Origin of the sequence: Streptomyces sp. NPDC058701, from assembly GCF_042715295.1 — a bacterium.
Lineage (GTDB): Bacteria > Actinomycetota > Actinomycetes > Streptomycetales > Streptomycetaceae > Streptomyces.
The window spans coordinates 1-26,941 of the sequence record NZ_JBHXSY010000063.1; the positions used below are offsets into that span (position 1 = coordinate 1).

Below are 26,941 nucleotides of genomic sequence, written 5' to 3' on the forward strand. Positions count from 1 at the left end.
TGGTCGACCCCGGCCCGCGGACCTGCACGTTCAACCAGACCTGCACCATCCAGCTCACCACCACCGGAGCCAAACCCCCCGTCCGCTACACCGCCACCGGACTCCCCTGGGGCCTCACCCTCGACCCCACCACCGGACGCATCACCGGCAAACCCTGGGCCACCGGAACCCTCCGGATCACCGCCACCGCCACCGACACCACCCCCACCACCGCAACCACCACCTTCCCCCTCACCCTCAACTGGTTCTAAGGGAGGCCTCCGTGTACCTGTCGGCCGGCAGGGCGGCGGACATCGCCGCGGACACCCCGCCGCGCACGGGCCCCGTGCGCGCCGTCCCCGGCACCGTCTTCGCGCTCGGCCTGGTCAGCCTGGTCACGGACGTCTCCGCGGAGATGGTCACCGCCGTCCTGCCGCTGTACCTGGTGGCCGGGCTCGGGATGTCCCCGCTCGCGTTCGGCGCGCTGGACGGGCTGCAGCAGGGCGCCACCGCGCTGCTGCGGCTGCTGGGCGGGCGGGTCGCCGACCGGACCCGGCGCCGGAAGCTCGTCGCGGGCGCCGGATACGCGCTGTCCGCCGCCTGCAAGGCGGCCCTGCTCGCCGTCACCACACCCTGGTCGGTGGCGGCGGTGCTCGCCGCCGACCGGACCGGCAAGGGCCTGCGCACCGCGCCCCGCGACGCGCTGATCTCGCTGTCCTGCGCGCCCGGGGAGCAGGGGCGGGCGTTCGGCGTGCACCGCGCGATGGACACCGCGGGCGCGCTGCTGGGGCCGCTGGCCGCGTTCGGTGTGCTGTGGGTCGCGCCCGACGGGTACGACGCCGTGTTCACCGTGAGCTGCTGCTTCGCCGTCCTGGGGGTCGTCCTGCTGGCCCTCTTCGTACGCGAGGCACCCGCGCCGCCCGTATCCCCGTCCCCGACGCCGGCTCCCTCGGCGCCCGCACCCCCCGCACCGGCTCCCCCTGCCGCACCGGCGCTCGCCGCCGGAGCGGTGCCGCCGGCGTCCGCCGTACGGAGCCTGCTGCGCCTGCCGGAGCTGCGGCGGCTCTGCCTGACCGCCGCCGCGCTCGGCGTGTTCACGGTCGGCGACGCCTTCCTCTACCTCCTGCTCCAGCGGCGGCTCGACCTGCCGCTCGCCTGGTTCCCGCTGCTGCCCGTCGGCACGGCGGCCGTGTTCCTGCTGGCCGCGCTGCCCGTGGGCCGGCTCGCCGACCGGCTGGGCCGCCGCCGCGTGTTCCTCGCCGGGCACCTGCTGATGCTCGGCGCGTGCCTCCTGCTGTTGGCGCCGCTGCCCGCCGGCCCGGCCCTCGCCTGCGCGGGCGTGGCCGTCGTGGCGCTGCTCGGCCTGTTCTACGCGGCCACGGACGGGGTGCTGATGGCGGCCGCCGCGCCGCTGCTGCCGCCCGGACTGCGCACCACCGGCCTCGCCGTGCTGCAGACCGCGCAGGCGCTGGCCCGGTTCGCCGGTTCGCTGCTGTTCGGGGCGGCCTGGACGCTGTGGGGGCCCGGTGCCGCGCTGGCGGCCGCGGCCTGCGGGCTGTTGCTCGCCCTGGCGGCGACTTCCGCGTTCGGCGGGCCGGAGGTGGGCGGGGCGCCGTAGGGTCGGGGCATGTCTGACGTACAGCGCACATCGAACGGGCAGCGGACGCTGGAGGGCAGGGTCGCCCTGGTGGCCGGGGCGACGAGGGGAGCGGGCCGCGGCATCGCGGTCCAGCTCGGAGCGCAGGGCGCGACCGTGTACGTGTCCGGTCGCAGCACGCGCGACCGGCGCTCGGAGTACGACCGGCCCGAGACGATCGAGGAGACCGCCGAGCTGGTCACGGCGGCGGGCGGGCAGGGCATCGCGGTGGTCGCGGACCATCTGGTGCCGGGCGAGGTCGAGGCGCTCGTCGGCCGGATCGACGCCGAGCAGGGCCGGCTGGACGTCCTGGTCAACGACATCTGGGGCGGCGAGCTCCTCTTCGAGTGGGACAGCACGGTCTGGGAGCACGACCTGGACAAGGGGTTGCGGCTGCTGCGGCTGGCGGTGGAGACCCACGCGATCACCAGCCACTTCGCGGTGCCGCTGCTGCTGCGCACGCCGGGCGGGCTCGTGGTGGAGATGACGGACGGCACGGCCGAGTACAACGCGAGCCGCTACCGGGTGTCGTTCTTCTACGACATCGCCAAGTCCTCCGTGCTGCGGATGGCGTTCGCGCTGGGCCACGAGCTGGGGCCGCGCGGGGTGACGGCGGTGGCGCTGACCCCGGGCTGGCTGCGGTCGGAGATGATGCTCGACGCCTTCGGGGTGACGGAGGCGAACTGGCGGGACGCGCTCGAGAAGGTCCCGCACTTCGGCATCTCCGAGACCCCGGCGTACGTGGGCCGGGCGGTCGCGGCGCTCGCCGCGGACCCGGAGGTGGCGCGCTGGAACGGTCAGTCGCTCTCCAGCGGGCAGCTGGCCGGGGAGTACGGCTTCACCGACCTCGACGGGAGCCGCCCGGACGCCTGGCGGTACATGGTCGAGGTCCAGGACCCGGGCCATCCGGCGGACGCCACCGGCTACCGCTGACCCCGGCACGGGACGGCACGGTCACCGGGTCCGCCGCCCGAGGCCGGCCGGCACGCGGTCTTCTGCGGGCCGCCCCGGCCGGCCTTCGCCGGCCGCGGTCGGCCCGGTTCAGCCGCGGCCGGTGGACGGGGCGGCCTCGACCATCCGGGTCAGCCCCTCCAGCACGCACCGCAGGCCGAACGCCCAGACGGCTTCGGGGTCGTAGGCGCCGACCGTGCTGCCGACCCGGCCGGCCAGCGGATAGCGCTCGGGGTCCATGGCCCGCTCCAGCAGCGGGGCGCTGACGGCCCACCACTCGTCGTCGCTCTGGCGGCTGTTGTGCGCGGCGGCGTCGGCCGCGGCGAGGGCGTTGGCGTGGACGAAGCCGAGCAGGTGGGTCAGGGCGGCGTCCATCTCGGCGTCGCTCAGGCCGATCCCGTCGAAGGCCGCGAGCTCGCGGTCGTACTTCCCGATGACGCCGGGCCCCAGCGGCGGGCGGGTCACGGCGAGGTCGGCGATCCACGGGTGGCGTTCGAGCAGGGCGCGGTTGTCCTCGGCGACGCGGGTGACCTTGGAGCGCCACGGCTCGCCGGGGTCGCTCCCCCCGCTGCCGGTGTCCCGGTAGGCGGCGTCGAGCATGAGGTCGAGCAGCTCGGCCTTGCCCGGGACGTAGGTGTACAGGGTCATGGGGGTCACTCCGAGCCGCTGGGCAAGCGCCCGCATCGTGAGCGCGGCCAGCCCCTCCTCGTCGGCGAGGGCGGTGGCGGCCCGCACGACGGCGTCCACGGTCAGGCCCTGCCGCGGTCCGCGCCGCGCGGGCGGATCCTGCCCGGGTTCGCGCCAGAGCAGCCGCAGGGTGCGGACGGGGTCGCCCGCGCCGCTCCGGTCCTTCGCCATACGGGCTCCTTCGGGGTGGGTGGATCGCGGGCCAGAAACTCACTACAGCGTATAGAGTACGGTGTACAAAATAGCCGCGCCGCCGCCACCGCGAGGAGTTCCGTGCAGATCGACGCCGGTCATGACGCCGACAGCCACCAGGTCATCCAGGTCCGCGGAGCCCGGGAGAACAATCTCCGGAACATCTCCCTGGACATTCCCAAGCGCCGCCTCACCGTCTTCACGGGCGTCTCGGGCTCGGGAAAGTCCTCCCTCGTCTTCGGCACCATCGCCGCCGAATCGCAACGCATGATCAACGAGACGTACACGGCCTTCATCCAGTCCTTCATGCCGACCCTGGGCCGGCCGGACGTGGACGGTCTGAACAACCTGAGCGCCGCCATCGTGGTCGACCAGGAGCGGATGGGAGCCAACTCCCGTTCCACCGTGGGCACCGCCACCGACGCCTACACCATGCTGCGGATCATCTTCTCCCGCCTCGGCACGCCGCACATCGGCACCTCCACCGCCTTCAGCTTCAACACCCCCGACGGCATGTGTCCGCACTGCGAGGGCATCGGCCAGATCTCCGACATCGACGTCGACCAGCTGGTGGACCGGGAACTCTCCGTCAACGAGGGCGCGATCACCGTGCCCGGGTACGCGGTGGACTCCTGGTACTGGCAGGTCATGGCGGGCTCGGGCTTCTACTCCCCCGACACCAAGCTGAAGGACTTCACCGAGCAGGAGTGGGCGGACTTCCTGCACAAGGACTCGGTGAAGGTCAAGGTCGGCTCGAACAACTTCACGTACGAAGGTCTGATCACCAAGATCCAGCGGACGTACCTCGCCAAGGACCGCGAGGCCATGCAGCCCCACATCCGGTCGTTCGTGGACCGTGCCGTGGTCTTCACGGACTGTCCGGACTGCGGGGGCACCCGGCTCTCGGCGGCCGCGCTCTCCTCCCGGATCCACGGCCTGAACATCGCCGACTGCTCGGCGATGCAGATCAGCGACCTGGCGACGTTCGTCCGGCGGCTCGCCGACCCGGGCGTGGCGCCGCTGCTCACGAGCCTGCGGGAGCTTCTGGACTCGCTCGTGGAGATCGGGCTGGGCTACCTCAGCCTGGACCGCCCCTCGGGCACCCTCTCCGGCGGGGAGGCGCAGCGCGTCAAGATGGTCCGCCACCTGGGCTCCTCGCTCTCGGACGTCACGTACGTCTTCGACGAGCCCACGATCGGCCTGCACCCGCACGACATCCGGCGGATGAACGACCTGCTGCTGCGGCTGCGCGACAAGGGCAACACCGTGCTGGTGGTGGAGCACAAGCCGGAGGTCATCGCGATCGCCGACCACGTGGTGGACCTCGGTCCCGGCGCGGGCACGGCGGGCGGCGAGCTCTGCTACGAGGGCGACGTCGCCGGGCTGCGCTCCTCGGGCACGCTCACCGGCCGTCACCTCGGACACCGGGCGCGGCTGAAGGAGTCGGTGCGCACGCCGCGCGGACAGCTGTCGGTGAAGGGGGCCGACCTGCACAACCTCAAGGACGTCAGCGTGGACGTTCCGCTGGGGGTGCTGGCGGTGGTGACCGGGGTGGCGGGTTCCGGGAAGAGCTCGCTGATCCACGGCTACCTGGCCGGGCAGGAGGGGGTGGTCGTCGCCGACCAGTCCCCGATCCGCGGCTCGCGCCGGTCCAACCCGGCGACGTACACCGGCCTGCTGAGCCCGATCCGGACGGCCTTCGCCAAGGCCAACGGCGTCAAGGCGGCACTGTTCAGCGCGAATTCGGAAGGCGCCTGCCCGAAGTGCAACGGCCTCGGGCTGGTCTACACGGACCTGGCGATGATGGCCGGGGTGTCCTCGGTCTGCGAGGAGTGCGAGGGCAAGCGGTTCACGCCGGAGGTGCTCACATACGAGCTGCGGGGCAGGAACATCAGCGAGGTGCTCGACATGCCGGTGGCGGAGGCCCGCGAGTTCTTCACCACCGGCCAGGCCCGGGCGATCCTGGGGCGGCTGGCCGACGTGGGGCTGGGCTACCTGCGGCTGGGGCAGCCGCTCAACACCCTGTCGGGCGGGGAGCGGCAGCGGCTCAAGCTCGCGATCAACATGGCGGAGAAGTCCTCGACGTACATCCTGGACGAGCCGACGACCGGGCTGCACATGGCCGATGTCGACAAGCTGCTCGCCCTGCTCGACCGGCTCGTCGACGACGGCAACTCGGTGATCGTCATCGAGCACCACCAGGCGGTGATGGCGCACGCGGACTGGCTGATCGACATCGGGCCGGGCGGCGGGCACGCCGGCGGCGAGGTGGTGTTCGAGGGCACTCCGGCGGCCCTGGTGGCCGGGGCGGACACGCTGACCGCCCGTCACCTGCGCGAGTACGTCTCCTCGTAGCCCGCCGCGGTGCGCACGGCACGGGTCCGCGCCGTGCGCACCGGAGGGCCCGCCCGTGGCGCACGGCCCGCACCACGTCCGTCACGCACGGCGCGGGCCCGTCCGTCACGCACGGCCCGCACCACGTCCGTCACGCACGGCCCAGGCCCGTCCGTCACACACAGCCCGCACCACGTCCGCCGCTCGCGGCGCGGGCCCGTCCGCCGTGCGCGGCGCGGGCCCGTCCGCCGTGCGCGGCGCGGGCCGGGTTCCGGACGGCTCGCGCCGCGGGCCCGGCTCAGCCGCGGCTGCCGTCCTGCCCGGGCGCCACGCCGGACCCCAGTCCGTCCTCCGCCTCGGTTCCGGCGTCCGGGAGGCGCAGTTCGTCGGCGCCGAGGGGGGTGAAGTAGCGGGCCACGTCCGCGTCGGTGACCTCTGCGAGGGTGGCCGGGGACCAGCGCGGCGCCCGGTCCTTGTCGATGACCTGCGCCCGGATGCCCTCCACCAGATCGGCCGACGCCAACGCGTTGCACGACACCCGGTACTCCTGCTCCAGCACCCGCTCCAACGGACCCGACACCGCCGCCCGCCGCAACGCGGCCAGCGTCACCTTCACCGCCGTCGGCGACTTCGCCAGCAGCGTCTCCCCCGCCTCCTTGGCCGCCGGATCACCATGCGCCAGGAGGCGTTCGACGATCTCCTCCGCCGAATCCCCCGCGTAGCACGCGTCGATCCACCCCCGCGCCTCGGCCAGCACCCCCACCGGCGGCACCGCCGCGTACCGCTCCACGACCTCGCCCACCGGAGCCGCCGCCAGGTCCGCCACCAACCCCGGCAACGCCTCCGACGGCACGAAATGATCCGCCAGCCCGCACACCAACGCGTCCGCCGCACCCACCACCGCACCCGTCAACCCCAGATGCGTACCCAACTCCCCCGGCGCTCGCGCCAGCAGATACGTACCACCCACATCCGGCACGAACCCGATGCCCGTCTCCGGCATCGCCACCCGCGAGCGTTCCGTCACGATCCGCACGCTCCCGTGCGCCGACACCCCCACCCCGCCCCCCATCACGAACCCGTCCATCAACGCCACGTACGGCTTCGAAAACCCCGCGATCCGCGCGTTCAAGCGGTACTCGTCCCGCCAGAACCCCGCCGAACCGCCCCCACGCGCCCGCGCGTCGTCGTGGATCGCCCGGATGTCACCCCCCGCACACAACCCCCGCTCACCCGCACCGCGGATCAGGACCTGCACGATCGCCGGGTCGCGCTCCCAGGCCGCGAGCGCCCCGTCGATGCGCACCACCATCGGGTGGGTGAGCGCGTTCAGGGCCTTCGGCCGGTTCAGGGTGATCACACCGGTGCGGCCCTCGGCGGCGAACAGAACGGAGTTGTCGTCTTCGATCTTCACCCCGCCAGTATGTCGACGCCACCTTGGGTAGAGGGATGCGCATCGTCTCCCTGTTGCCCGCCGCCCCCGACATCCTCTCCGAACCGGTTCCGCGGCCGACCTCGTGGGGCGGACGCACGCGTGCGACGGGCCGCCGGTCGGGGTCGCCGGGATGCCCCTGGTCACGGCCGCCGAATGCGCCGCGGAGACCCTGGCCAGCCGGGAGCCGACGGCCGACCGCCTCGCGGCGGGGCGGGTCCGACCCCGGGTGGTGGCCATCGAGTGGCTGGACCCGCTGTGGCCCGCCGGGCACTGGGCGCTGAGCGCTGGGCGCCGGAGCAGATCACGGTGGCGGGCGGCGAACCCGTGCTTGCCGTGCCGGGGGGACACACACGGTCGATGACCTGGGACGACGTACGGACGACCCGGCCCGGCGTGGTGCTGGTGCTCCCCTGCGGCTTCGCCCCGGAGCGGACCCTCGGCGGGCGCGCACCGCTGACCGCGCTGCCCGGCTGATCGGAGCTGCCCGCCGTGTGCCGGGGCGGGCGAGGTGCGGTGCTGGACGGCCCCCCACTTCGGCCGCCCCTTGCCTCGCGTGGTGCGCGGGGCGGAGGTCCTGGCCCGGCTGCTGCACGGGGTGGAGGCGGGCGACGCCGGTCACGGGGGCGGACGCGGGGCGCCGGGTCTGAGGCCGGCGCGGGGCCGGACCGGTGGACGGGCGCCGATCACGGCGCCCCTCACCCCGCCGACCAGGCCCGGAGCACCGGCGTGGGGACGGCCACCTCCACCCATACGCATTTCCCGCCCGACCAGGGACGGGACCCCCAGCGACGGGCGAGGCGCTCCACTATCAGCAGCCCGTGCCCGCCCGGCCGCCCCCGCCGGTTCGCGGTCGGGGGGCGTACGGGCACCGGCGGCGCGGGGTTGCCGTCGGTCACCTCGATCCGGAGCCGCTCCTCGGTGCAGTCGAGCACCAGGGACCCGGGGCCTCCCCCGTGCAGGCAGGCATTGGCCACCACCTCGGAGACCAGCAGCAGGACGTCGTCGGCGGCCGCCTGCTCCTCCTCGGCCGAGGCCGGGAGCCAGCGCCAGGCGGTCAGGGCTCGGCGCGCGAAGTCGCGGCTGCGCGTCACGACGTCGGTGGCGCCGTCCAGCCCCAGGTACCAGGTCCTGCCGGGTGACCCCCGCTGCTTCATGGCGATCGGACTCCTCGTGTCGGGGGGCGGCCGGCGGGCGCCGTCGGTGCGGTCCGTCCGCGACCCGGCGGCTCCCGTCAGCCGGACGGACCGGCGGCCGGGCCCAGCGCCTCCGCCACGCTGGCGTGCAGGGGGAAGACGCCGTCCGCGCCGGTGATGCGGAACATCCGGGAGACCGAGCCGCGCAGTCCGGCCAGCTCCAGGGTGGCTCCGGCCTCCCGGGCCGTGAGCCGACTGTGGAGGAGCACGTTCAGGCCGGTGGAATCGCAGAAGCCCAGGCCGGCCAGGTCCACCAGCAGCCGGCCGCCGGGGGTGACCGCGGCGTCCAGGGCCTCGCGCAGGGGCTGCGCGGTGTCGTGGTCCAGCTCACCCGCCAGCTCCAGGACGACGGCACCGTCCACTGCGCGCACCGCGACGGTGAAGCGCTCACTGTCCGCTCCGCCAACCATCCGGCATCACCCTTCCGTCTCGTCCATGCCCCTTCCCGAAAGCCGCGGCGATACGCCTGCGCCCGGACGGGAAGCGGACGGACGGGCCGGGCGGCCGCGGTGACGGAAGCCTGACGAGAACGGTACGGGGAACCGTCCCCGGCGCGCCCACCGACATGGCCGGACCGGCTCCGGCCCGGAGACCCCGTCAGACGGGAAGGGCGTCGGCGGTGGGGACGACCGTGCCGAACAGGTCGGTGACGGTGGTCAGCGCCGCGGCCTGGAGCGCGGCGGCGGGCAGGACGGAGCCGTCCGGGGCCGGAAGGGCCCGCGTTGCGGTCGCGTCGGCGACGACGGTCGGCCGGTAGCCGAGGTGGAAGGCGCCCTGGGCGGTGTGACCGACGCACATGTGCGTCATGAAGCCGGCCAGGACCAGGCTCGCCCCGTCCTCCGGGACCACGCCGAGGTCACGCAGCGTCCTCTCCAGCACGGTGGCGTGGAAGGAGTCGGGGAACTGCTTGACCACGACCGGTTCGCCGTCCGCCGGGGCGACTTCGTCGCTGACGGCGCCGATGTGGGCCCGGATGTCGTACGGGCTGCCCTCGCCGCCGTCGTTGACGACGTGGACGACCGGGATGCCCGCGGCGCGGGCGCGCTCCAGCAGGCGGGCGGCCGCCGCGAGCGCCTCCTCGGCTCCTTCGAGGGCCATGACCCCGGTGCGGTAGGTGTTCTGGAAGTCGATCATGATCAGGGCGGACTCGGCCAGGCGGGGCGGGCGGTTGTCCAGGCCGATCACGTCGCGCAGGGTCGTGGAGGGGTGGATCGCGTTCATCGGGAAAGCCTTTCGAAGGGTTTCGGGCAGGGCGGAGCCGCCGGGCCCGCGGGCGGGCCGGACGTACCGGGGTTCCGGTGGCGGCGGATCGGGAGGTCCGGGTCGGAGCGACCGGGCGGGGAGGTACGGGGTGGGCGGGGAGGGACGGGTCAGGAGGACCCGGTCAGGAGGAGCGGGTGCGGAAGCGGCGGCGGTAGGCGCCCGGGGTCGTGGCGAGCTGCCGACGGAAGGCGCGGTGCAGGGTCTCGGCCGAGCCGAAGCCGGCGACGGCGGCGACCTGTTCCAGGGGGCGGTCGGTGCTCTCCAGCAGCCGTCGGGCCGCCTCCACCCGGGCGGCGGCGACGTAGTCGGCGGTGCTGGTGCCCGTCTCCTGCTTGAACACCCGGGCGAAGTGCCGTTCGCTCAGGCACATCCGGGCCGCCAGGGCCGGAGCGGACAGGTCCTCGTCCAGGTGGTCGGCGATCCACAGGCGCAGGGCGTCGATGTCGCGCCGCTCGGAGGCGGGGCGGCTGAGCGGAACGGAGAACTGGCTCTGGCCGCCCTGGCGCTTGAGGTACATCACCAACTGCCGTGCCACCGACAGGGCGGCGTCCTCCCCCAGGTCCTCGGCCACCAGGGCCAGGGCGAGGTCCAGACAGGCGCTGATCCCGGCCCCGGTCCACAGCCGGCCGCGGTCGGTGCGGACGAAGATCGGGTCCGGGTCGACGGTGACGGCCGGGTGGTCGGCCGCGAGCTGCGCGGCCGTCGACCAGTGGGTGGTCGCCGTCTTCCCGTCGAGCAGTCCCGCGGCGGCCAGCACGTGCGCCCCCACGCACACCGACGCCACGCGCCGCGCCTTCGGGGCGGTCGCCCTCACCCACTCCACGACCCCGGCGTCGACGCGGGCCACCGGGCCGTCCGCGGTCATGTCCACCGCGCCGGGCACCAGCAGGGTGTCCACCTGTCCGCCGACCTCGTCGAAGGCCAGGTCGGTGAGCAGCCGCACCCCCGCCGACGTGCGGACCTCGCCGGCGACGGGACCGGCCAGGCGGACCCGGTAGCGGGCTCGGCCGCCGGTCTCCCGGTTGGCCAGCGCGAACACCTCGGCCGGGCCGGTGACGTCGAGGAGGTCGACATCGGGGAAGACCGCGATGACGACCCGGTGCGAAGGGGACATGCCCCCATCCTCGGCCCGCCCGCCCACGGCCGCAATGACGGTTCCCTGTCACATCCGGACATCCGGACGTCCGGGCGTCCCCCGTCCCGGCCGTCCCGGCATCCGGCCGCGGGACGCACGCCACAGGGGCGGCCGCGCATGAATCCGGTGCGCCGAAGCATGCGCGGGAGATGGAATGCGTGGTGTACGGGAAGCGGGCGGACCGGTCGGAGACCGTGGAGTGCGCCGTGGAGGACGAGGCCTGTCAGCTGATCCTCAAGCGGCTGCGGGGGCTCGGCGACGGCGAGTTCGGCTGGGTGCGCCTGGCCGACCCGTCCGAGGACGAGCTCGTGCAGCTGGCCGAGGAGCTGGGCCTGCACCCCCTGGCCGTCGAGGACGCGGTCCACGCGCACCAGCGCCCGAAGCGCGAACGCTTCGGCGACGTGCTGGCCGTCGCGCTGAAGACCCTCTGGTACGTGGAGGAGGAGGCCGCGGTCGAGACGGGCGAGATGATGCTCTTCGTCGGCCCCCGCTACCTCCTCACCGTGCGGCACGGCACGGTCGACCCGTGCCCCGAGGCCGCCCGCCGGCTCGACGCCGACCCCGACCTGCTGCACCTCGGCTCGTGGGCCGCCCTGCACGCCGTCCTGGACGTCATCGTCGACGCCTACGGCGACGCCGCCGCCAGGGTGCGCAGCGCGCTGAACCGGCTGGAGGACCAGGTCTTCTCCACCTCGCGCGTCGACCACACGGAACGCATCTACTCCCTCAAGCGGGAGGTCCGCGAGTTCCGCGACGCGGTGCAGCCGCTCGTCCCGGTGCTGGGCGGCCTGCTGAGCGGGCTGGGCCAGGAGGACCGTCCGGCGGAGATCGTCCCGTACTTCCGTGACGTCGCCGATCACCTGCACCGCACGGACATCGAGGTCCGCACCCTCGACGAGCTGCTGAACTCGGTCCTCGACGCCCAGCAGGCCCGGGTGGGGACCTGGCAGAACGACGACATGCGGCGCATCTCCGCCTGGGCGGCGATCTTCGCCGTGCCGACGATGGTCGCCGGGGTGTACGGAATGAACTTCGCGCACATGCCCGAGCTCGGCTGGACGTACGGCTACCCCCTCGCCGTCGGCCTCATGGCGGCCGCGTCGGGCGCGCTCTACCGCTCGTTCCGACGCAACGGCTGGCTGTGAGACACCGGTGGGGCCGTACGGACATGACTGCTGCCGAACGGGTAACCCGCGGGGGATGACAGACATCGCGAAGGCGGACCGGGACGGCGGGCACGAGCGCCCCGGCACCGGCAGGGACGACCAGGCGGGACCGGACCGGGACGTGGAGGAGCGGGCCCCCGACCAGCCCTCCGGGCTCCCGGCGCGGTCGTGGCTCGCCGTCCTGCGCGGCACGGTCAAGGAGTTCACGAACGACGAGCTCGCCGACCGCGCGGCCGCCCTGACCTACTACGGGGTCCTGGCGCTCTTCCCCGCCCTCCTGGTCCTGGTGTCCCTGCTGGGCATGGCGGGCGAGTCGGCGACCAGGCAGGTGCTGGACAACCTGCAGCAGCTGGCTCCCGGCTCCGCCCGCGACGTGATCAGCGACGCGGTCCTGCAGGTGCGGGGCAACAGCGGCGTGGGTTCGCTGCTGGCGGTCGTCGGCCTGGTCGTGGCCGTGTGGTCCGCCTCCGGCTACATCGCCGCGTTCATCCGCGCCTCCAATGCCGTCTACGACATCCCCGAGGGCCGGCCGGTGTGGAAGGTGCTGCCGCTGCGCCTCGCGCTCACCGTGACCCTGATGGTCCTCGCCTGCGCCAGCGCGCTCATCGTCGTCTTCACCGGAGGCATCGCCCGGCAGGCGGGCGCCGCCCTGGGCATCGGTGACCAGGCTCTGACGGTGTGGTCGATCGCGAAGTGGCCGGTCCTGGTGCTCCTCGTCACGATCATGATCGCGCTGCTGTACTGGGCCGCGCCGAACGCCAAGGGCCGCGGCCTCAAGTGGGTGACCCCGGGCAGTGTGCTGGCGCTGGTGATCTGGATGGCCGCGTCGGCCGGCTTCGCCTTCTACGTCGCGAACTTCGCCTCGTACAACAAGACGTACGGCACGGTCGCCGGTGTGATCGTCTTCCTCGTGTGGCTGTGGCTCACCAACCTCGCCGTGCTCCTCGGGCTGGAGTTCGACGCGGAGATGGCCCGCCAGCGCGCGATCGCCGGGGGAATGCCCGCGGACGAGGAGCCGTACGTCCGGCCCCGCGACACCCGTACCTGGAGCGACGAGGACCGCCGCCGCATGGAGTGACCCGGTCCGGCCGGTGCCCCGGGAGCGCGGCGTCCACCGGCGTCCGTAGAATGCGCGGGAAGACGTCCCCGCGCGGGTGTGCGTGCCGGGCGAGCGGGACGGAACCGATGAACGAGTCGGCGAAGGGCAGCGACCGGCACATGTGGACCCATCGCCCCATATCGGTCACTGCCGCGTTCGACGGCACCGAGAAGGTCGCGGCCGCACGGGAACTCGCCCGATCGTTCCTGGCGGAGGTACAGGACAAGCACGGGCTTCCCGTGTCGCAGAACGTCCTGGAGACCGTCGAATTGGTGGTCAGCGAGCTGGTCACCAACGCCCGCAAGTACGCCCCCGGCCCCTACCTCCTCGCGCTGGAGGTCCGGGAGGGGGCCGTCGAGATCGGCGTGCGGGACGACAATCCGACGCCTCCGGGCATCCTGGCGCCCGACCCGTACCGCGTCGGCCAGCACGGCCTGGAGATCGTCATCGCCGCCGCCCGGAGCTTCCACGTCCGGCCCGAGGGCGCCGGCAAGCGGGTCACGGCCGCGATCGCGCTGGCCGGGGCCGACCGTCCGGCGGGCGGGCCCGCACCGCACTGATCAGTGCACCTGGACCCCGATGAGGCACGTGTCGTCGTCGGTGTCGGACGCACTGTAGGTCAGCAGGGTGTCGAGGCGCTTCTCCAGCGAGTCGGCGGGCCGCGATGCCACGGAGAGCAGCTGGGCCAGCGCGTCCATCACCGACACGTCCCGGCGTTCGACGAGCCCGTCGGTGTACATGAGCAGCACGTCCTCCCGCTCCAGCTGCACCTCCTCCTCCGCGTAGACCACGTCGGGCACGGCTCCCAGGAGCGACCCGGAGGTCAGCGGGAACGCCCGGGCGCTGCCCCCGCGCACCAGGACGGGCGGGAGGTGGCCGGCGCGCGCCCAGCGCAGCGAGCGGGTGGCCGGGTCGTAGATCCCGCACACGGCGGTGGCGGTCAGGTAACTGGTGAGGTGGTAGGTGACGGTGTTCAGCCAGGAAAGCAGCTGGGCGGGGCCGGCGCCGGTCACGGCGAGGCCGCGCAGCGCGTTGCGCAGCACGACCATGCCGGTGGCGGCCTGGATGCCGTGCCCGGCCACGTCGCCGACGCTGATGAGGATCTTCTGGTCGGGCAGCACGACGGAGTCGTACCAGTCGCCGCCGACGAGCGATTCCGACTCCGCCGGCCGGTAGCGGACGGCGATGCGGATGCCGGGGACCTCCAGGGGCGCCGGGGCGGGCGGCATGATCGCCTGCTGGAGTTGGAGGGCGAGCCGGGTCCGGTCCGCGGACGCGGCCTCACTGCTGGCGAGCTGGTCGCGTGTGGCGGCGAGGGCCACCTCGGTCCAGTGCTGGGCAGAGATGTCCTGGCAGGCGCCCCGTACGGACCGCAGGCGCCCATACTCGTCCAGGACGGGTTCGGCCACGATCCGGATGTGGCGGATGATGCCGTCGGGGCGGCGCAGGCGGAAGTCCACCGATGACTCGCGGAGCCGGTGCAGGAGCGTGCGCAGGAAGCGGCCGATCGAGTTGACGTCGTGGGGGTGGGCGTGGGCGGGCAGGTCCTCCAGGGGGACGGGAGAGGCGGTCTCGGGAAGCCCGAAGAGGGCGAAGAGCTGGCCGTTCCAGATGATGGCGCCGGTCCGGAGGTCCTGTTCGAAACCACCGACCCGGCCGAGGCGCTGCGCGTGCTGCAAGAGGCTGGCCAGCCGCGCGGCCTCGTCCTCGACCTTCCAGACGAGCAGGAGCGCGGCGCCGTGACGGCTGATGCCGACGTCGGCGACCGAGGTGAGGGAGACCTCCCCGACGAAGGCCGTCAGGGTCGTGCGCGACACCTTGCACGGTTCGCCCGTGGCGTACACCCGTTCCAGGCGGGAGAAGAGCCCGCCCGCCTCCGCGGCGGCGGGGTAGGCCTCCAGGAAGGGGGCGCCGGTGACGAGCGAGCGGGGTCGGCCGGCGGGGTCGACGAAGCGGTCGTTCGTGTGGTGGATGCGGAAGTCGGCCAGCTGCCCGCCCGCGTCGAGGTGGGGGGTCAGGATCAGTACGGGGTCGTGGAGGTGGTCGGCGAGGTCCGCCAGCTCGGCGACGCCAGCCGGGTGCGGGGTTTCCGCGGGTCTGGGGTGCTCCTCCGGGGGCCGGTCTTCGAGGGTGTGGGCACACAGCTCGGCCAGGGCCTCCAGTTGCCGCAGGACCTGCGGCGGCTGGGGCGGCAGCCGGTCCGGCCAGCTCACTTCGAGGACGCCGTGGATGCGCCCCCCGGTCCCGGCCGGGACGACGACGCGGCCGCCGTCGGGGTACTGGCGCCGGCCGATCGTCGGGATCCCCGCGTCGGAGAGGCAGGACACCGTGGCGAGGTCCCGGCTGTGCAGTGCCAGCCGGGCGCAGGTGGACACCTCCGGGGGGACGTAGCGCCAGCGGGCGGCCTCCTCCTCGGTGAACCCGGCCTGGCCGACCAGGGCGAGTGAGGAGTCCGGGCCCACGAGCCAGACGGCGACGCCGAACGCGCCGAGCGGTCCGAGCGCGTTCTCCAGCAGGGCGGTGGCGACGGCCTGGGAGTCGGTCGCGGCCAGCGCCCGGCTCTCCGCGGCCCTCAGCCGGACCGCCGGGGCGGGGTCCCCCGCGGTCGGAGGCTCGCCGTCGGCGGACTTGAGGAACTGCGCGGCGACCTCGCTGACCTGGTCGCGGGCGGCCTGGTTGATGACGTCGACGGCCAGGCCGAGGACGGTCTCGCCCGACTGCTCGGCCAGCCGGGTCAGCTGCCGGGAGGCCTCGGCGGGCCCGCAGCCCAGCCGGCCCACGAGGACTCCCTTGGCCATCTCGATGAGCGCGCGCCCGTCGGCGGCCCACTGGGCCTCCTGGGCTTCCTGGCGCAGCCGCTCCACGGTGGCGGCGAGCCGGCCCACCTCGCCGGCCGGCCGGCCGTGGGGCGGGGCCCCCTCCTCCCCGGCCGCCCCCCGCGCGCCGGTTTCCGCGGTGCGGCGTGCGGACGGGACGTCCGCGGTGCCGCCCCGGCCGGGCGGCGGGAGGGGGTGCCGGGGGGCTCCGGACTCGTCGTGGGCGCTGTTCACCGGGGTTCGGCTTCTTCCGTGGGGGCGGTGGGGGCGGAAACGTCAGGCACGGGAGCCCGAGGTGTCCTGCGGCAGGAGCCAGTGGCGGAGCCGGGCGATCAGGTCGTTCGCGTCGACGGGCTTGGTGACGTAGTCGCTCGACCCGGAGGCGATGCTCTTCTCGCGGTCACCGGGCATGGCCTTGGCGGTGACCGAGATGATGGGCAGGTCCGCGTACTGGGGCATGTTCCTGATCTCCGCGGTCGCGGCGTAGCCGTCGAGCTCGGGCATCATGACGTCCATCAGGATCAGGTCGATGCCCGGGGTGCTCACCAGGGTGTCGATGCCCTTGCGGCCGTTCTCGGCGTGCAGGACCCGGATGCCGTGGAGTTCGAGGATGCCGCTGATCGCGTACAGGTTGCGCGGGTCGTCGTCGACCACCAGTACGGACATGTCGGCGAGGCCGGGTTCGATGCGGGCCGGCTCCGACGGGGCGGGGTCGGCGTCGGTCCGGACCAGGGGCAGGACGTCCCCGAGCCGGTCCACCGAGAGGTGCAGGGTGATCCGTTCGCGGAGTTCGTCCAGGCTGGAGAGAACCTCCAGGCGCTGGCCGGTCGCGTGCCGGGCGACCTCCCGCTGCTGCTCCCCCGTCATGCGCCGGTTGTCGTGGGCCAGCACCGGCAGGGACGCCAGGGCGGAGTCCCCCGCCATGGCGCGGAGGAAGCTCAGGGCCTCGCCGCTGGAGCCCAGTTCGAGGACCACGCAGTGGAACGGGGACTGGGCCAGCACGGCGGCGGCGTCCGCGGCGCTCACCGCGGTGACCACCTCGACCTGGTCGGACGGTCCCACAGCGGCCCGTCCGGCGATCAGGTCGGCCGCGGCGCTCTCGGCGACGAGGCTGAGGAGGCCGTTGCTGCGCTCTTCGATCACCAGGAGACGCCGGGGGTGGCGGTCCTCGCCGGCGTCCGCGGCGCTCTCCCCCTGCTGGTCGGCACCGTCGGGTGCGGCGCCCTCCAGGGCGGGGACCTCCGCGTCCCGTTCGACGAAGTCGGGGCGCGACACCGGCAGGTACAGGGTGAACGTGGACCCCTCGCCGGGCGTGCTGCTCGCGGTCACCACACCGCCGAGCAGCCGGGCGATCTCCCGGGTGATGGAGAGCCCCAGTCCCGTGCCTCCGTACTTGCGGCTGGTCGTGCCGTCGGCCTGCTGGAACGCCGCGAAGATGACCTCCAGCTGCTCCTCGGCGATGCCGATGCCCGTGTCGACGACCTTGAAGGCGACGACGGACCCGGACTGGTTCAGCTCCGCGGGGAGCTCCGCGGCGTTCGCGGGTTCGATCCGCAGCTCGACCCGGCCGCTCTCGGTGAACTTGACCGCGTTAGACAGCAGGTTGCGCAGGATCTGCTGGAGCCGCGCGTCGTCGGTGAGCAGGTCGACGGGTACGCCGGCCGAGCTCGTGATGTCGAAGTCGAGCCCCTTCTGGGTGGTGAGGGGCCGGAAGGAGGCTTCCACGTAGTTGAGGAGCCGCTTGAGCGACACCCGTTCCAGGTTGACGTCCATCTTGCCCGCCTCGACCTTCGACAGGTCGAGGATGTCGTTGATGAGCTGGAGGAGGTCGGAGCCGGCGGAGTGGATGATGCCCGCGTACTCCACCTGCTTGGGGGTGAGGTTGCGGCTCGGGTTCTGCGAGAGGAGCTGCGCCAGGATCAGGAGGCTGTTGAGCGGGGTGCGCAGTTCGTGGCTCATGTTGGCGAGGAACTCGGACTTGTAGCGCGAGGCGAGCGACAACTGCTGGGCACGGTCCTCCAGTTCCTGGCGGGCCTGCTCGATCTCCAGGTTCTTCGTCTCGATGTCGCGGTTCTGCGTGGCGAGGAGGGCGGCCTTCTCCTCCAGTTCGGCGTTGGACCGCTGGAGTTCGTCCTGCTGGACCTGCAACTGCTCGGACCGCGCCTGGAGTTCACCCGTCAGGCGCTGCGACTCCCCGAGGAGTTCGTCGGTGCGGGCGTTGGCGACGATGGTGCTGACGTTGACGCCGACGGTCTCCATCAAACGCCCGAGGAAGTCGCGGTGCACGGGGGTGAAGGAGTTGAAGGTGGCGAGCTCGATGACGCCGAGGACCTGGTCCTCGACGAGGATCGGCAGCACGATGAGGTTGGCCGGGGTGGCCGCTCCCAGCCCGGAGGAGATCAGGTAGCCGGGCGGCAGGTTGTCGGTGGTGAGGATGCGGCGGCTGCGTGCCGCCTGTCCCACCAGGGTCTCTCCGCACCGCACGCGCAGGGCGGCGGGGTGGTCGACGGGCCGTCCGAACGAGCCGATCAGGGAGAGCCAGGTCTCGCCGTCGGCTTCCTCGGCGAGGTAGAAGGCGCCGTAGCTGGCGTCGACCAGGGGGGCCAGTTCGTCCATGACGAGTTCGGCGACGACGGCGAGGTCGCGGTGGCCCTGCATCAGGCCGGAGATCTGGGCCAGGTTCGACTTCAGCCAGTCCTGCTCCTGGTTGGCCCGCGTCGTCTCGCGCAGCGAGCCGACCATCGAGTTGATGTTGTCCTTCAGCTCGGCGACCTCACCGGAGGCGTCCACCGTGATCGACCGGGTCAGGTCACCCTCGGCGACCGCACTGGCCACCTCCGCGATCGCCCGGACCTGCCGGGTCAGGTTCCCCGCCAGCTCGTTGACGTTCTCCGTCAGCCTCTTCCACGTACCCGACACGCCCTCGACCTCGGCCTGCCCGCCCAGCCGGCCCTCACTGCCGACCTCACGCGCCACACGCGTCACCTCCGCCGCGAACGACGACAGCTGGTCGACCATCGTGTTGATCGTCGTCTTCAGCTCCAGGATCTCGCCCCGCGCATCCACGTCGATCTTCTTCGACAGGTCACCGTTGGCGACCGCCGTCGTGACCAGCGCGATGTTGCGGACCTGGCCCGTCAGGTTGTTCGCCATGGAATTGACGTTGTCCGTCAGGTCCTTCCACGTCCCCGCCACGTTCGGCACCCGTGCCTGACCGCCCAGCCGGCCCTCCGTGCCCACCTCACGCGCCACACGGGTCACCTCGTCCGCGAACGCGGACAACGTGTCGACCATCGTGTTGATCACCCCGGCCAGCGCCGCGACCTCGCCCTTCGCCTCCACCATGATCTTCTGCGAGAGGTCGCCGCGGGCCACCGCCGTGGCCACCTGGGCGATGGACCGCACCTGGCCGGTCAGGTTGGACGCCATGACGTTGACGTTGTCCGTGAGGTCCTTCCAGGTGCCCGACACGCCCCGTACGGTGGCCTGGCCTCCCAGGTTGCCCTCGGTGCCGACCTCGCGGGCCACGCGCGTCACCTCGTCGGCGAACGCGGACAGCTGGTCGACCATCGTGTTGATGGTCTCCTTCAGCTCCAGGATCTCGCCCCGGGCGTCGACGCGGATCTTCTGCGACAGGTCGCCCTGCGCCACCGCGGTGGTGACCTCCGCGATCGAGCGGACCTGCGCGGTGAGGTTGTCGGCCATGAAGTTCACCGAGTCGGTCAGGTCCCGCCAGGTACCGGAGACCCCCTTCACGTCCGCCTGGCCGCCCAGCCGGCCGTCCGTACCGACCTCCCGGGCCACGCGCGTCACCTCGTCGGCGAACGCGGACAGCTGGTCGACCATCGTGTTGATGGTCGTCTTCAGCTCCAGGATCTCGCCCCGGGCGTCGACGCGGATCTTCTGCGACAGGTCGCCCTGCGCCACCGCGGTGGCGACCTCCGCGATCGAGCGGACCTGCGCCGTCAGGTTCCCGGCCATGAAGTTCACCGAGTCGGTCAGGTCCCGCCAGGTACCGGAGACCCCCTTCACGTCCGCCTGGCCGCCCAGCCGGCCGTCCGTACCGACCTCCCGGGCCATGCGGGTGACCTCGTCGGCGAACGCGGACAGCTGGTCGACCATCGTGTTGATGGTGTTCTTCAGCTCCAGGATCTCGCCCCGGGCGTCGACGGCGATCTTCTGCGACAGGTCGCCCTTGGCGACCGCCGTCGTCACCTGGGCGATGTTGCGGACCTGGTCGGTCAGGTTCCCGGCCATGAAGTTCACCGAGTCGGTCAGGTCCCGCCACACGCCGGCGACGCCGGGCACCTCGGCCTGGCCGCCGAGCCGCCCCTCGCTGCCGACCTCGCGCGCCACCCGGGTGACCTCGTCCGCGAAGGAGGACAGCTGGTCGACCATCGTGTTGACGGTGTCCTTCAGCTCCAGGATCTCGCCCCGGGCCGCCACGTCGATCTTCTGTGAGAGGTCGCCCCGGGCGACCGCGGTGGCCACCTGGGCGATGTCGCGCACCTGGGTGGTGAGGTTGCCGGCCATCGCGTTGACGGAGTCGGTCAGGTCGGCCCACGTCCCGGAAACGCCCGGAACCTCGGCCTGACCGCCCAGGGTCCCCTCGGTGCCGACCTCGCGGGCGACGCGGGTCACCTCCGACGTGAAGAGGGACAGCTGGTCGACCATGCCGTTGAAGACCGTGGCGATCTCCCCCAGCAGCCCGTCCGCCTCGTCGGGCAGGCGCGTGCCGAAGTCACCGTCGCGGACGGCCGTGAGGCCGGCCAGGAGCTGGCGCAGCTCCGGCTCCCCCACCGCCCCCGACACCTTCACACCCGTCGCTGAAACCGCCGGCTTGACCATACCCTGCCCCATCTCCCTGTACGCAGGCCCCGCCCGTAGCTTCGGGCGTCCCCGCGCCAGGCTAAACCCCCGCGCAACCCCGTACGAACGAGCCGGTCGGAAGCGGGGGTCCCGGCGGCCGGAGCACGCCGGATACCGGTCCGTAGGGGAGAACGTGTACCGCGGGACCCGCAGCTAGAGTGTGCGGGCGGGGCTTCCTGCGGCGGGGCCCGCAGCGGGCACCGCCAGGGCTGGGATGGGGACGGTAAAGGCTGTGGATCTCCGATGACCACGCGGGCGGACAGGGAACGCCGGGTGCAGGACATGGTCCACGGTGATCACCTGTGTCTGGCGTTCGCGGACGACGCGGAGCAGCGCCGGGTGGTCACCGCCTACGTGTCGGCAGGACTGGAGCGCGGTGAACGCGTGCTGTACTTCGCCGACGGACACGACCCCCGGCAGGTGCTCGGCTGGCTCGGCTCGGCGGGGACCGATCCGCAGCGGGCGGTGGAGAGCGGCCGGTTGAAGGTGACGACGGCCGAGGAGAGCTATCTGGCGGCGGGCTCGTTCGACGCCGAGGCCATGGCCCGCGCCCTGCGCCGGGAGGTCGAGGAGTCCCTGGCGGCCGGCCACCGCGGTTTCCGGGTCAGCGGCGAGATGGGCTGGGCGCTGCGCGACGTGGCCGGGGCCGACGAACTCGAACGGTACGAGAAGCGGGTCACCGAGGTGTTCGCCGGACAGTCCGCCTCCGCGGTCTGCCAGTACGACGCCCGCGTCTTCCCTCCCGCCGCACTGGACGCGATCGACCGCGCCCACCCCGGCGCGGTGGAGCAGGACGAGCTGCACGCGGGCCCCGGGCTGCGGCTCGTGCCCTCCTTCCGGGCGGGACAGCGGGCCCTGCGGGTCGTGGGCACGGTGGACTACCGCGCCACCGACGCGCTGGCGGCCGCCCTGGAGGCGGTCCTGGAGTGGCCGGGGGACGTGTGGGTGGACATGAGCGGCCTGGAGTTCATCGACCTGGCCGGTGTACGCGCGCTGGCGCACGCGGCCGGCCGGCTGCCGGCGGAGCGGCGGCTGCACGTGGTGGACCTCGCGCCGCTGCTGTGCCAGGTCGTCAGCCTGGTCGGCTGGGACGAGACGCCGTCCCTCGTCGTCACGGCACGGGAGACCGCGACATGATCACTGGCACCACGGTCCCGCGGCCCGGTGACGGCCCGCTCCTGACGCACCAGGCACTGGTCTACGGCAGCGACGAGGAGTTCCTGGCCGCGACCGTGCCGTTCTGCCTGGACGGCCTGCGCGCGGACGACGCCGTCCTCGCCGTGACCAACGACACCAACACCGACCTGCTGCGCCAGGCGCTGGGGGACGCCGCCCCCCACGTGGAGTTCATCGCGGCCGATCTCTGGTACCGGACCCCGGGCCGCACGCTGAGCGCGTACCACCGGTACGTCGAACGGCACACCGCGGACGGCGGGCACCGGCGGGTGCGGGTGATCGGCGAACCGGTGTGGCACGGGCGCGACCCGGTGGAGACGGCGGAGTGGACCCGTTACGAGTCGGCGCTCAACATCGCCTTCGCCCCCTGCCCGGCGTGGATCGTGTGCCCGTACGACTCCCGATCCCTGCCCGGGGCGGTGGTCCGGGACGCGCTGCGGACCCACCCCCAGGTGGTCACGGGGCCGGGCGCGGGGGCCAGCGACCGCTACCTTCCGCCCACCGCGCCGGACGGGGCGTGGGACCGGGAGGTGACGACGCTCCCGGTCCGCGGCCCGGAAGCCGCCGTGCTGCCGTTCGGAGCCGATCTGGACGCGGTGCGGGCCTTCGTGGTGCGAACCGCCGGTGCGCTGGGCCTGTCCGACGCCGGGATGCAGCGGCTCGTCCTGGCCGCCAACGAGGTCGCCACGAACGCGGTCCGGCACGGCGCCGGCCACGGGAGGGTGGCGCTGGGGCGTTCCGGCCACCGCATCGTGTGCGACATCACGGACCCCGGCCCCGGCGGCACCGACTGGTACGCGGGCTACCTGCCGCCGGACCCGTCCGGGTCGCGGGGGCACGGGCTGTGGGCGGTCCGCCAGCTGTGCGACCTGGTCGAGATCGACACCCGGCGCGGCGGCACGACCGTACGCCTGCACGTGAACCTTCCCTGAGGGCTCGCGGAGGCGGGTCGTCACCGCCTCCCGGTGGCCGTGGCCACGTCCGCCCCGCTCACCGCGCGGGTGGCGCCGCAGGCGACGGTGTTCCGCTCCCTGCGCGGCCGCGCCCGCACCTGCTCGCGATGACCGTGGATGCCGTCGGCGCCGGCCGAGGGCCTCCACCGTCCGGTGGGAGAGGGTGACGTCACCTTCCGGCCGCAGGGGACCCCCGAGGGCGAGTCGGTACGGGTCTCGCTGCGCGACTCCTCGGGCGGGCCGGGGGCGGTGCTCCTCCTCGACGCCCGCGCGGTCTCCGGGTTCCTGGACGAGACGTACGCGGTGACCGCGCCGGGGGCCGAGAGCTTCGACGCCGACGCGTTCTTCGAAAAGCTCCTGGCCCGCTGACCCTCCGGGCGGCGCCCCGGCGGAGCCCGAGCCCGCGAGCGTGCCCGGGGCGTGCCCGGGCGGTGTCAGAGGTCGCCCGCCCAGGGGCCCGCCCCGGTACCGCCGGATTCGATGTACTCCTTGAACAGCTCCAGGTCGCCGGTGACCCGGCGCGTGACGAAGCCGAGCTTGTCGCCGACGTTCTCGGCGACGCCCTCGGGGTCGAAGTCCATCCGGAGCATCACCTTCGTCCGCGCGTCGTCGAGCCGGTGGAAGGTGACCACACCGGCCTGCCCCACCTGGTCTCCGACCGTGGTCCACGCGACGCGTTCGTCGGGGATCCGCTCCGTGATCTCGGCGTCGAACTCCCGCTCCACTCCGGAGACCTTCGTCTTCCAGTGCGTCACGGTGTCGTTGACCCGCGTGATCCGTTCGACCCCGGCCATGAAGCGCGGGAACGTCTCGAAGCGGGTCCACTGGTCGTAGACCGCCCGGACCGGCACGTCGACCTCGATGGACTGCTCGACCTGCGCCATGGACTCGACCTCCTCGTAGCGGTCCGCCGCCGGGCCGGACCGGCGGCGGACGCCTCACGGATGCGCGTGTTCTCCCCACGCGGCTGCCCCGAGCGCGCCCTGCCATGCCCGGGGCCGCCGGTTCCGGCTCGGCACGCCCTGCCCGGCAGCGGCTCGGGCCGACGGCCCGCGCCGGGCGGGCTCAGCCGGGCGGGCTCAGCCGGGCGGCGATGACAGGCCTGTGCGACGGCGACCCGGCGGTCATGCCGCCGACCGCGCCAGGCGCCCGTCCGACCAGCCGGTGGGCGATCTGGCCGACCCTCACTTGCGGCCCCGGCGCACCAGCAGGAACACGGCCAGTACGACGCCGGCGGCGAGCAGCGGGGTCCTGTTGGCCCGCGCCACCGCCGCGGCCTGTCCGGCCCGGTCCAGCACCGGTTCGGGGGTGTTCTCCGCCGCGAACCGGCCGGCGCGGGCCGTTACCCGGCCCACCAGGCCGGACGCCTGGGCCGCCTGCTCCAGGACGGCGTCAGGGGTCGTGTCCTTCACCCGCCGCGCGGCCTCTCCGGCCGTGTCGCGGATCTGGTCGGCGACCAGGGCCGCCTTCCGCACGGTCTGCTCCTTCGCCGTGGCGGCCCGGTCCCCCGCCTCGGCGGCCACCTCTGCGGCACGCTGCGCGGCCGGGCCGTCGGCGCTGCCCGCCAGGGCCTCGATGCCCTGCCCGACCCGGTCGCGGGTGTGCTCCGTCCGCCTGCGCAGTTCCTCGGGCGAAGGGGCGGGCTCGTGGCTGTGGGGCTGGTCGGTCATCGATGGGTCCCTTCCTCGTTCACGTACGCCGCTGTCACGGCACGACTACCCATCAACAGCGGGAACACCCGCGCCGTACCGGGTGGCCCGGGGGTTGTCGCGCGGGCCACCCGGAAGGGGCGCCCGCCGAACGACCGTCCCGCGCCCCGTGCCCGGCCTCCTTCGCGGGCCGTCCTGTTTCAACGGGCTCCCACCGGTCATACGAGGGTCCGTAAGCACGTTTTCCACCGCACAGGGAGTGATCGGCTATGTCTGGTGAGCAGAAGACCGAGGCCAAGGGCGAGCAGGCCAAGGGCAAGCTCAAGGAAGCCGCCGGCCGCCTGACGGGCAACGAGCGACTGACCGCCGAGGGCCGCGCGGAACAGACCAAGGGCGATGCGCGTGAGGCCAAGGAGAAGGTCAAGGACACCTTCAAGCACTGAGGGCTCTCGCGAACGGGGCCGGGACCGCGATCAGCGGTCCCGGCCCCTTCGCGTGCCCCGGCCCCGCCGCACGTCCCGCCCGTTCGGATGTCCGCCGGGGGAACGCGCCGGGGCCGAGGCGGCGCCCGCGTGCGCCGCCTCGGCCCACGCCGGCGGCGCCGTCACGGCCCCGCCTGCTGCTCCGTCCCGCCCGTGAGGTGGTAGACGGCGAAGGCCCGGTCGATGACCGGCATCGCGACGTTGCGGACCCGGACCCCGCCCGCCGTCATGCCGTGCTCGGTGCCCGCGTGGGCGTGTCCGTGGACGGCCAGGTCCGCCCCCGCCCCGTCCATCGCCTCCGCGAGGAGGTAACTGCCGAGGAAGGGGTAGATCTCCAGGGGCTCGCCCGCGAGGGTGTCCGGCACGGGCGCGAAATGGGTGAGGGCGATCCGTACGTCGCTGCCCTCGTCCTCGAGCTCGCGCAGCGCCTTGGCCAGACCGTCGGCGCAGGTGCGGGTGTAGCGGATGAACGCCTTCATCTCAGGCTCGCCGAACTCGCTTCCGCTGCGCCCGGCGAAGCCTCCGCAGAAGCCCTTGGTCCCGGCGACGCCGACCCGCGTACCGCCGACGTCGAGGACGGTTCCCGTGCCCTCCAGCACGTGCACCCCGACGGCGGCCAGCTCCTCCGCGACCGCCTCCTCCTGGTCGCTCTGGTAGTCGTGGTTGCCGAGGACCGCGACGACGGGGACGTCGAGTCCCGCCACCTCCGCGGCGACGACCCGCGCCTCCTCCCTGGTGCCGTGCCGCGTCAGGTCACCGGCCAGCAGCAGCAGGTCCGCGCACTCGCCCAGCGTGTCGAAGGCGGGCCGGAGGGCTCCCGCGCTGCCGGGGCCGAGGTGGATGTCCCCGACGGCCGCCACCCGGATCACGACAGCTCCTCGGAGTGGTCGGGCGGGCCGGGCCTACAGACCGTGACGTCCTCCCGCCAGTCCAGCCCGGCCAGCTCCTCCGCGGCGAACCGCAGGACCTCCGCCCGGCACTCGGGGCTGGAGACGCTGCCCCGGATCAGGACGCCGGCTCCGCGCGGCTCGATGCGTACGCCCAGCTCGGCCAGGTCCTCGCTCGCCAGCCGGTCGAGCAGGTGCGCGATGCGGTACTCGACGTTCTCCTGGGATGTCATCACTTCTCCTCCCGTCCCGCGGTGTCCCGCCGGTCGATGACGCGCAGGCCCTCCAGGAGGTGGAGGAACGCGTCGGGCAGCGGTTCCTGCCGGTAGGTGCGGTCGAGCCGGGCCCAGTCGATCTGTTCCCGCAGCATGCGCGCCATGGGCAGCAGGTCGCCGAAGTCGCAGTAGTGCTCGCAGAGGGCGGCGAGCTTGCTGTCCATGAGGTCGGTGGGGGCGAGGACGGGCATCCAGACCGAGTCGACCGCCTTGACGTCGGCACGCTCCAGCAGCTCGGTGCTGACGGGACGCCGGGCCAGCTGGAAGATCAGGTCGATCTCCTCACCGCCGGACCGCCCCTTGACGAGCCAGTCCTCGGGGGCCCGGCGCATCACGATGCCGCCCTCCTCCAGGGCCTTGATCGCCGCGTCGGCGTCCTCGGGCCGCACACAGAAGTCGGTGTCGTGCTGAAAACGGGCCGGCAGTCCGTGGGCGAAGGCGGCCACGCTCCCGGCGAGCGCGAACGGCGGTCCGGACCGCTTCAGCAGCGCCGCCACCAGCTTGGTCGTCTCCAGGATCGCCTGGGTGTGGTCCTTGGGCAGCGGGCCCTCGGCCGGGGCGGGGGGACTCAGACTCTCGGGCACCTGCCCCGTGGGCGGGCCGGCCGGCTTCGTTGGCGTCGTCATAAGGAGCGCGTAACCGGTCCCGCCCGCCCGAAACCCTCCGGTTCCCTCCGCGTACGGGTGAGCGCCGCCCGGAGCCGCGCCCGCCGGGTGGGTTCAGTGTTGGGGGAGGGGGGTGCGCAGTGCGGTGTGTCCTTGGGT

General features: G+C 73.4%; 25 protein-coding genes. 12 read left to right on the forward strand and 13 right to left on the reverse strand.

Going from position 1 to position 26,941, the window contains the following annotated elements; translation table 11 throughout:
* The 3 genes from ACFWW8_RS35125 to ACFWW8_RS35135 form a co-directional block, all read left to right on the forward strand.
* Positions 1–251: putative Ig domain-containing protein (locus ACFWW8_RS35125; RefSeq protein WP_386536026.1), on the forward strand; the 251-nt coding region annotated here is incomplete at its 5' end.
* A gap of 11 nt (positions 252–262) precedes the next feature.
* On the forward strand, positions 263–1,597 hold the full coding sequence (locus ACFWW8_RS35130; RefSeq protein ID WP_386536029.1) for an MFS transporter: 1,335 nt from the start codon (positions 263–265) through the stop codon (positions 1,595–1,597).
* A 9-nt stretch (positions 1,598–1,606) separates the two neighbouring features.
* Complete coding sequence (locus ACFWW8_RS35135) at positions 1,607–2,548, forward strand: SDR family oxidoreductase (protein ID WP_386536032.1); 942 nt, start codon at positions 1,607–1,609, stop codon at positions 2,546–2,548.
* A 108-nt stretch (positions 2,549–2,656) separates the two neighbouring features.
* On the opposite strand, the gene ACFWW8_RS35140 is transcribed toward ACFWW8_RS35135, so the two are convergent.
* On the reverse strand, positions 2,657–3,424 hold the full coding sequence (locus ACFWW8_RS35140; protein ID WP_386536035.1) for a TetR/AcrR family transcriptional regulator: 768 nt from the start codon (positions 3,422–3,424) through the stop codon (positions 2,657–2,659).
* A gap of 108 nt (positions 3,425–3,532) precedes the next feature.
* On the opposite strand from ACFWW8_RS35140, the gene ACFWW8_RS35145 reads away from it, so the two are divergent.
* On the forward strand, positions 3,533–5,800 hold the full coding sequence (locus ACFWW8_RS35145; RefSeq protein ID WP_386536086.1) for an ATP-binding cassette domain-containing protein: 2,268 nt from the start codon (positions 3,533–3,535) through the stop codon (positions 5,798–5,800).
* Between the two features lie 277 nt (positions 5,801–6,077).
* On the opposite strand, the gene ACFWW8_RS35150 is transcribed toward ACFWW8_RS35145, so the two are convergent.
* On the reverse strand, positions 6,078–7,187 hold the full coding sequence (locus tag ACFWW8_RS35150) for an enoyl-CoA hydratase/isomerase family protein (protein ID WP_386536088.1): 1,110 nt from the start codon (positions 7,185–7,187) through the stop codon (positions 6,078–6,080).
* A gap of 267 nt (positions 7,188–7,454) precedes the next feature.
* Between ACFWW8_RS35150 and ACFWW8_RS35155 the strand changes: the two genes are divergently transcribed.
* On the forward strand, positions 7,455–7,688 hold the full coding sequence (locus ACFWW8_RS35155) for a hypothetical protein (protein ID WP_386536037.1): 234 nt from the start codon (positions 7,455–7,457) through the stop codon (positions 7,686–7,688).
* Between the two features lie 221 nt (positions 7,689–7,909).
* On the opposite strand, the gene ACFWW8_RS35160 is transcribed toward ACFWW8_RS35155, so the two are convergent.
* The 4 genes from ACFWW8_RS35160 to ACFWW8_RS35175 form a co-directional block, all read right to left on the reverse strand.
* Positions 7,910–8,368 carry an ATP-binding protein gene (locus tag ACFWW8_RS35160; RefSeq protein ID WP_386536040.1) on the reverse strand — a complete coding sequence of 153 codons (459 nt, stop codon included), beginning with the start codon at positions 8,366–8,368 and terminating at the stop codon, positions 7,910–7,912.
* A gap of 77 nt (positions 8,369–8,445) precedes the next feature.
* The gene (locus ACFWW8_RS35165) at positions 8,446–8,817 is read right to left on the reverse strand and encodes an STAS domain-containing protein (RefSeq protein WP_386536043.1); all 372 of its coding nucleotides are present in this window, start codon (positions 8,815–8,817) and stop codon (positions 8,446–8,448) included.
* Positions 8,818–9,004: 187 nt separating this feature from the next.
* Complete coding sequence (locus ACFWW8_RS35170; RefSeq protein ID WP_386536046.1) at positions 9,005–9,628, reverse strand: isochorismatase family protein; 624 nt, start codon at positions 9,626–9,628, stop codon at positions 9,005–9,007.
* Between the two features lie 163 nt (positions 9,629–9,791).
* Positions 9,792–10,784 carry a GlxA family transcriptional regulator gene (locus ACFWW8_RS35175; protein ID WP_386536048.1) on the reverse strand — a complete coding sequence of 331 codons (993 nt, stop codon included), beginning with the start codon at positions 10,782–10,784 and terminating at the stop codon, positions 9,792–9,794.
* 182 nt (positions 10,785–10,966) lie between these two features.
* On the opposite strand from ACFWW8_RS35175, the gene ACFWW8_RS35180 reads away from it, so the two are divergent.
* From ACFWW8_RS35180 to ACFWW8_RS35190, 3 genes are all read left to right on the forward strand, one after another.
* Positions 10,967–11,950 carry a magnesium and cobalt transport protein CorA gene (locus ACFWW8_RS35180; protein WP_386536050.1) on the forward strand — a complete coding sequence of 328 codons (984 nt, stop codon included), beginning with the start codon at positions 10,967–10,969 and terminating at the stop codon, positions 11,948–11,950.
* A 55-nt stretch (positions 11,951–12,005) separates the two neighbouring features.
* Positions 12,006–13,049, forward strand: a complete 1,044-nt coding sequence (locus ACFWW8_RS35185) for a YihY/virulence factor BrkB family protein (RefSeq protein WP_386536053.1) — start codon at positions 12,006–12,008, stop codon at positions 13,047–13,049.
* Between the two features lie 107 nt (positions 13,050–13,156).
* Complete coding sequence (locus ACFWW8_RS35190) at positions 13,157–13,630, forward strand: ATP-binding protein (protein WP_386536056.1); 474 nt, start codon at positions 13,157–13,159, stop codon at positions 13,628–13,630.
* Here the strand turns inward: ACFWW8_RS35190 and ACFWW8_RS35195 are convergent, their stop codons facing one another.
* Together ACFWW8_RS35195 and ACFWW8_RS35200 are read right to left on the reverse strand one after the other, a co-directional pair.
* The gene (locus tag ACFWW8_RS35195; RefSeq protein WP_386536058.1) at positions 13,631–16,120 is read right to left on the reverse strand and encodes a SpoIIE family protein phosphatase; all 2,490 of its coding nucleotides are present in this window, start codon (positions 16,118–16,120) and stop codon (positions 13,631–13,633) included.
* 42 nt (positions 16,121–16,162) lie between these two features.
* On the reverse strand, positions 16,163–20,686 hold the full coding sequence (locus tag ACFWW8_RS35200) for a HAMP domain-containing protein (protein WP_386536061.1): 4,524 nt from the start codon (positions 20,684–20,686) through the stop codon (positions 16,163–16,165).
* A gap of 312 nt (positions 20,687–20,998) precedes the next feature.
* Here ACFWW8_RS35200 and ACFWW8_RS35205 point away from each other — a divergent pair, with 312 nt between their 5' ends.
* The 3 genes from ACFWW8_RS35205 (at position 20,999) to ACFWW8_RS35215 (ending at position 23,253) form a co-directional block, all read left to right on the forward strand.
* Entirely contained in the window at positions 20,999–21,892 is an 894-nt protein-coding gene (locus ACFWW8_RS35205) for an MEDS domain-containing protein (protein WP_386536063.1), read from the forward strand.
* Positions 21,889–22,863 (forward strand): anti-sigma factor RsbA family regulatory protein, encoded by a 975-nt coding sequence (locus tag ACFWW8_RS35210; RefSeq protein WP_386536066.1) that lies wholly within the window; start codon positions 21,889–21,891, stop codon positions 22,861–22,863. Before ACFWW8_RS35205 ends, ACFWW8_RS35210 begins: the two co-directional genes overlap by 4 nt.
* Positions 22,864–23,001: 138 nt before the next feature.
* Positions 23,002–23,253, forward strand: a complete 252-nt coding sequence (locus tag ACFWW8_RS35215; RefSeq protein WP_386536068.1) for an SsgA family sporulation/cell division regulator — start codon at positions 23,002–23,004, stop codon at positions 23,251–23,253.
* Between the two features lie 65 nt (positions 23,254–23,318).
* Here ACFWW8_RS35215 and ACFWW8_RS35220 read toward each other — a convergent pair whose 3' ends face one another.
* Together ACFWW8_RS35220 and ACFWW8_RS35225 are read right to left on the reverse strand one after the other, a co-directional pair.
* Positions 23,319–23,768 carry an SRPBCC family protein gene (locus ACFWW8_RS35220; RefSeq protein ID WP_386536071.1) on the reverse strand — a complete coding sequence of 150 codons (450 nt, stop codon included), beginning with the start codon at positions 23,766–23,768 and terminating at the stop codon, positions 23,319–23,321.
* A gap of 300 nt (positions 23,769–24,068) precedes the next feature.
* Complete coding sequence (locus ACFWW8_RS35225; RefSeq protein WP_386536074.1) at positions 24,069–24,554, reverse strand: hypothetical protein; 486 nt, start codon at positions 24,552–24,554, stop codon at positions 24,069–24,071.
* Between the two features lie 248 nt (positions 24,555–24,802).
* Between ACFWW8_RS35225 and ACFWW8_RS35230 the strand changes: the two genes are divergently transcribed.
* Complete coding sequence (locus ACFWW8_RS35230; protein ID WP_384030437.1) at positions 24,803–24,976, forward strand: CsbD family protein; 174 nt, start codon at positions 24,803–24,805, stop codon at positions 24,974–24,976.
* Positions 24,977–25,137: 161 nt separating this feature from the next.
* Here the strand turns inward: ACFWW8_RS35230 and ACFWW8_RS35235 are convergent, their stop codons facing one another.
* Genes ACFWW8_RS35235 through ACFWW8_RS35245 form a run of 3 tightly spaced genes read right to left on the reverse strand, consistent with a single transcriptional unit; the run spans position 25,138 to position 26,803 of the window.
* Positions 25,138–25,884 carry a metallophosphoesterase gene (locus ACFWW8_RS35235; protein WP_386536077.1) on the reverse strand — a complete coding sequence of 249 codons (747 nt, stop codon included), beginning with the start codon at positions 25,882–25,884 and terminating at the stop codon, positions 25,138–25,140.
* Positions 25,881–26,135: a hypothetical protein gene (locus ACFWW8_RS35240; RefSeq protein WP_386536080.1), complete on the reverse strand. Its 255-nt coding sequence runs from the start codon at positions 26,133–26,135 to the stop codon at positions 25,881–25,883. Before ACFWW8_RS35240 ends, ACFWW8_RS35235 begins: the two co-directional genes overlap by 4 nt.
* Entirely contained in the window at positions 26,135–26,803 is a 669-nt protein-coding gene (locus ACFWW8_RS35245; protein ID WP_386536083.1) for a nucleotidyltransferase family protein, read from the reverse strand. The genes ACFWW8_RS35240 and ACFWW8_RS35245 overlap by 1 nt, the downstream gene beginning before the upstream one ends.
* Between the last annotated feature and the right edge of the window lie 138 nt (positions 26,804–26,941).

Excerpts from the sequence above, each read along its gene's own strand:
- ACFWW8_RS35135 (WP_386536032.1), top strand. The coding sequence starts at position 1,607 with ATGTCTGACGTACAGCGCACATCGAACGGGCAGCGGACGCTGGAGGGC.
- ACFWW8_RS35140 (WP_386536035.1), bottom strand. The coding sequence starts at position 3,424 with ATGGCGAAGGACCGGAGCGGCGCGGGCGACCCCGTCCGCACCCTGCGG.
- ACFWW8_RS35160 (WP_386536040.1), bottom strand. The coding sequence starts at position 8,368 with ATGAAGCAGCGGGGGTCACCCGGCAGGACCTGGTACCTGGGGCTGGAC.
- ACFWW8_RS35165 (WP_386536043.1), bottom strand. The coding sequence starts at position 8,817 with ATGGTTGGCGGAGCGGACAGTGAGCGCTTCACCGTCGCGGTGCGCGCA.
- ACFWW8_RS35170 (WP_386536046.1), bottom strand. The coding sequence starts at position 9,628 with ATGAACGCGATCCACCCCTCCACGACCCTGCGCGACGTGATCGGCCTG.
- ACFWW8_RS35175 (WP_386536048.1), bottom strand. The coding sequence starts at position 10,784 with ATGTCCCCTTCGCACCGGGTCGTCATCGCGGTCTTCCCCGATGTCGAC.
- ACFWW8_RS35185 (WP_386536053.1), top strand. The coding sequence starts at position 12,006 with ATGACAGACATCGCGAAGGCGGACCGGGACGGCGGGCACGAGCGCCCC.
- ACFWW8_RS35190 (WP_386536056.1), top strand. The coding sequence starts at position 13,157 with ATGAACGAGTCGGCGAAGGGCAGCGACCGGCACATGTGGACCCATCGC.
- ACFWW8_RS35205 (WP_386536063.1), top strand. The coding sequence starts at position 20,999 with ATGACCACGCGGGCGGACAGGGAACGCCGGGTGCAGGACATGGTCCAC.
- ACFWW8_RS35210 (WP_386536066.1), top strand. The coding sequence starts at position 21,889 with ATGATCACTGGCACCACGGTCCCGCGGCCCGGTGACGGCCCGCTCCTG.
- ACFWW8_RS35215 (WP_386536068.1), top strand. The coding sequence starts at position 23,002 with ATGCCGTCGGCGCCGGCCGAGGGCCTCCACCGTCCGGTGGGAGAGGGT.
- ACFWW8_RS35220 (WP_386536071.1), bottom strand. The coding sequence starts at position 23,768 with ATGGCGCAGGTCGAGCAGTCCATCGAGGTCGACGTGCCGGTCCGGGCG.
- ACFWW8_RS35225 (WP_386536074.1), bottom strand. The coding sequence starts at position 24,554 with ATGACCGACCAGCCCCACAGCCACGAGCCCGCCCCTTCGCCCGAGGAA.
- ACFWW8_RS35230 (WP_384030437.1), top strand. The coding sequence starts at position 24,803 with ATGTCTGGTGAGCAGAAGACCGAGGCCAAGGGCGAGCAGGCCAAGGGC.
- ACFWW8_RS35240 (WP_386536080.1), bottom strand. The coding sequence starts at position 26,135 with ATGACATCCCAGGAGAACGTCGAGTACCGCATCGCGCACCTGCTCGAC.
- ACFWW8_RS35245 (WP_386536083.1), bottom strand. The coding sequence starts at position 26,803 with ATGACGACGCCAACGAAGCCGGCCGGCCCGCCCACGGGGCAGGTGCCC.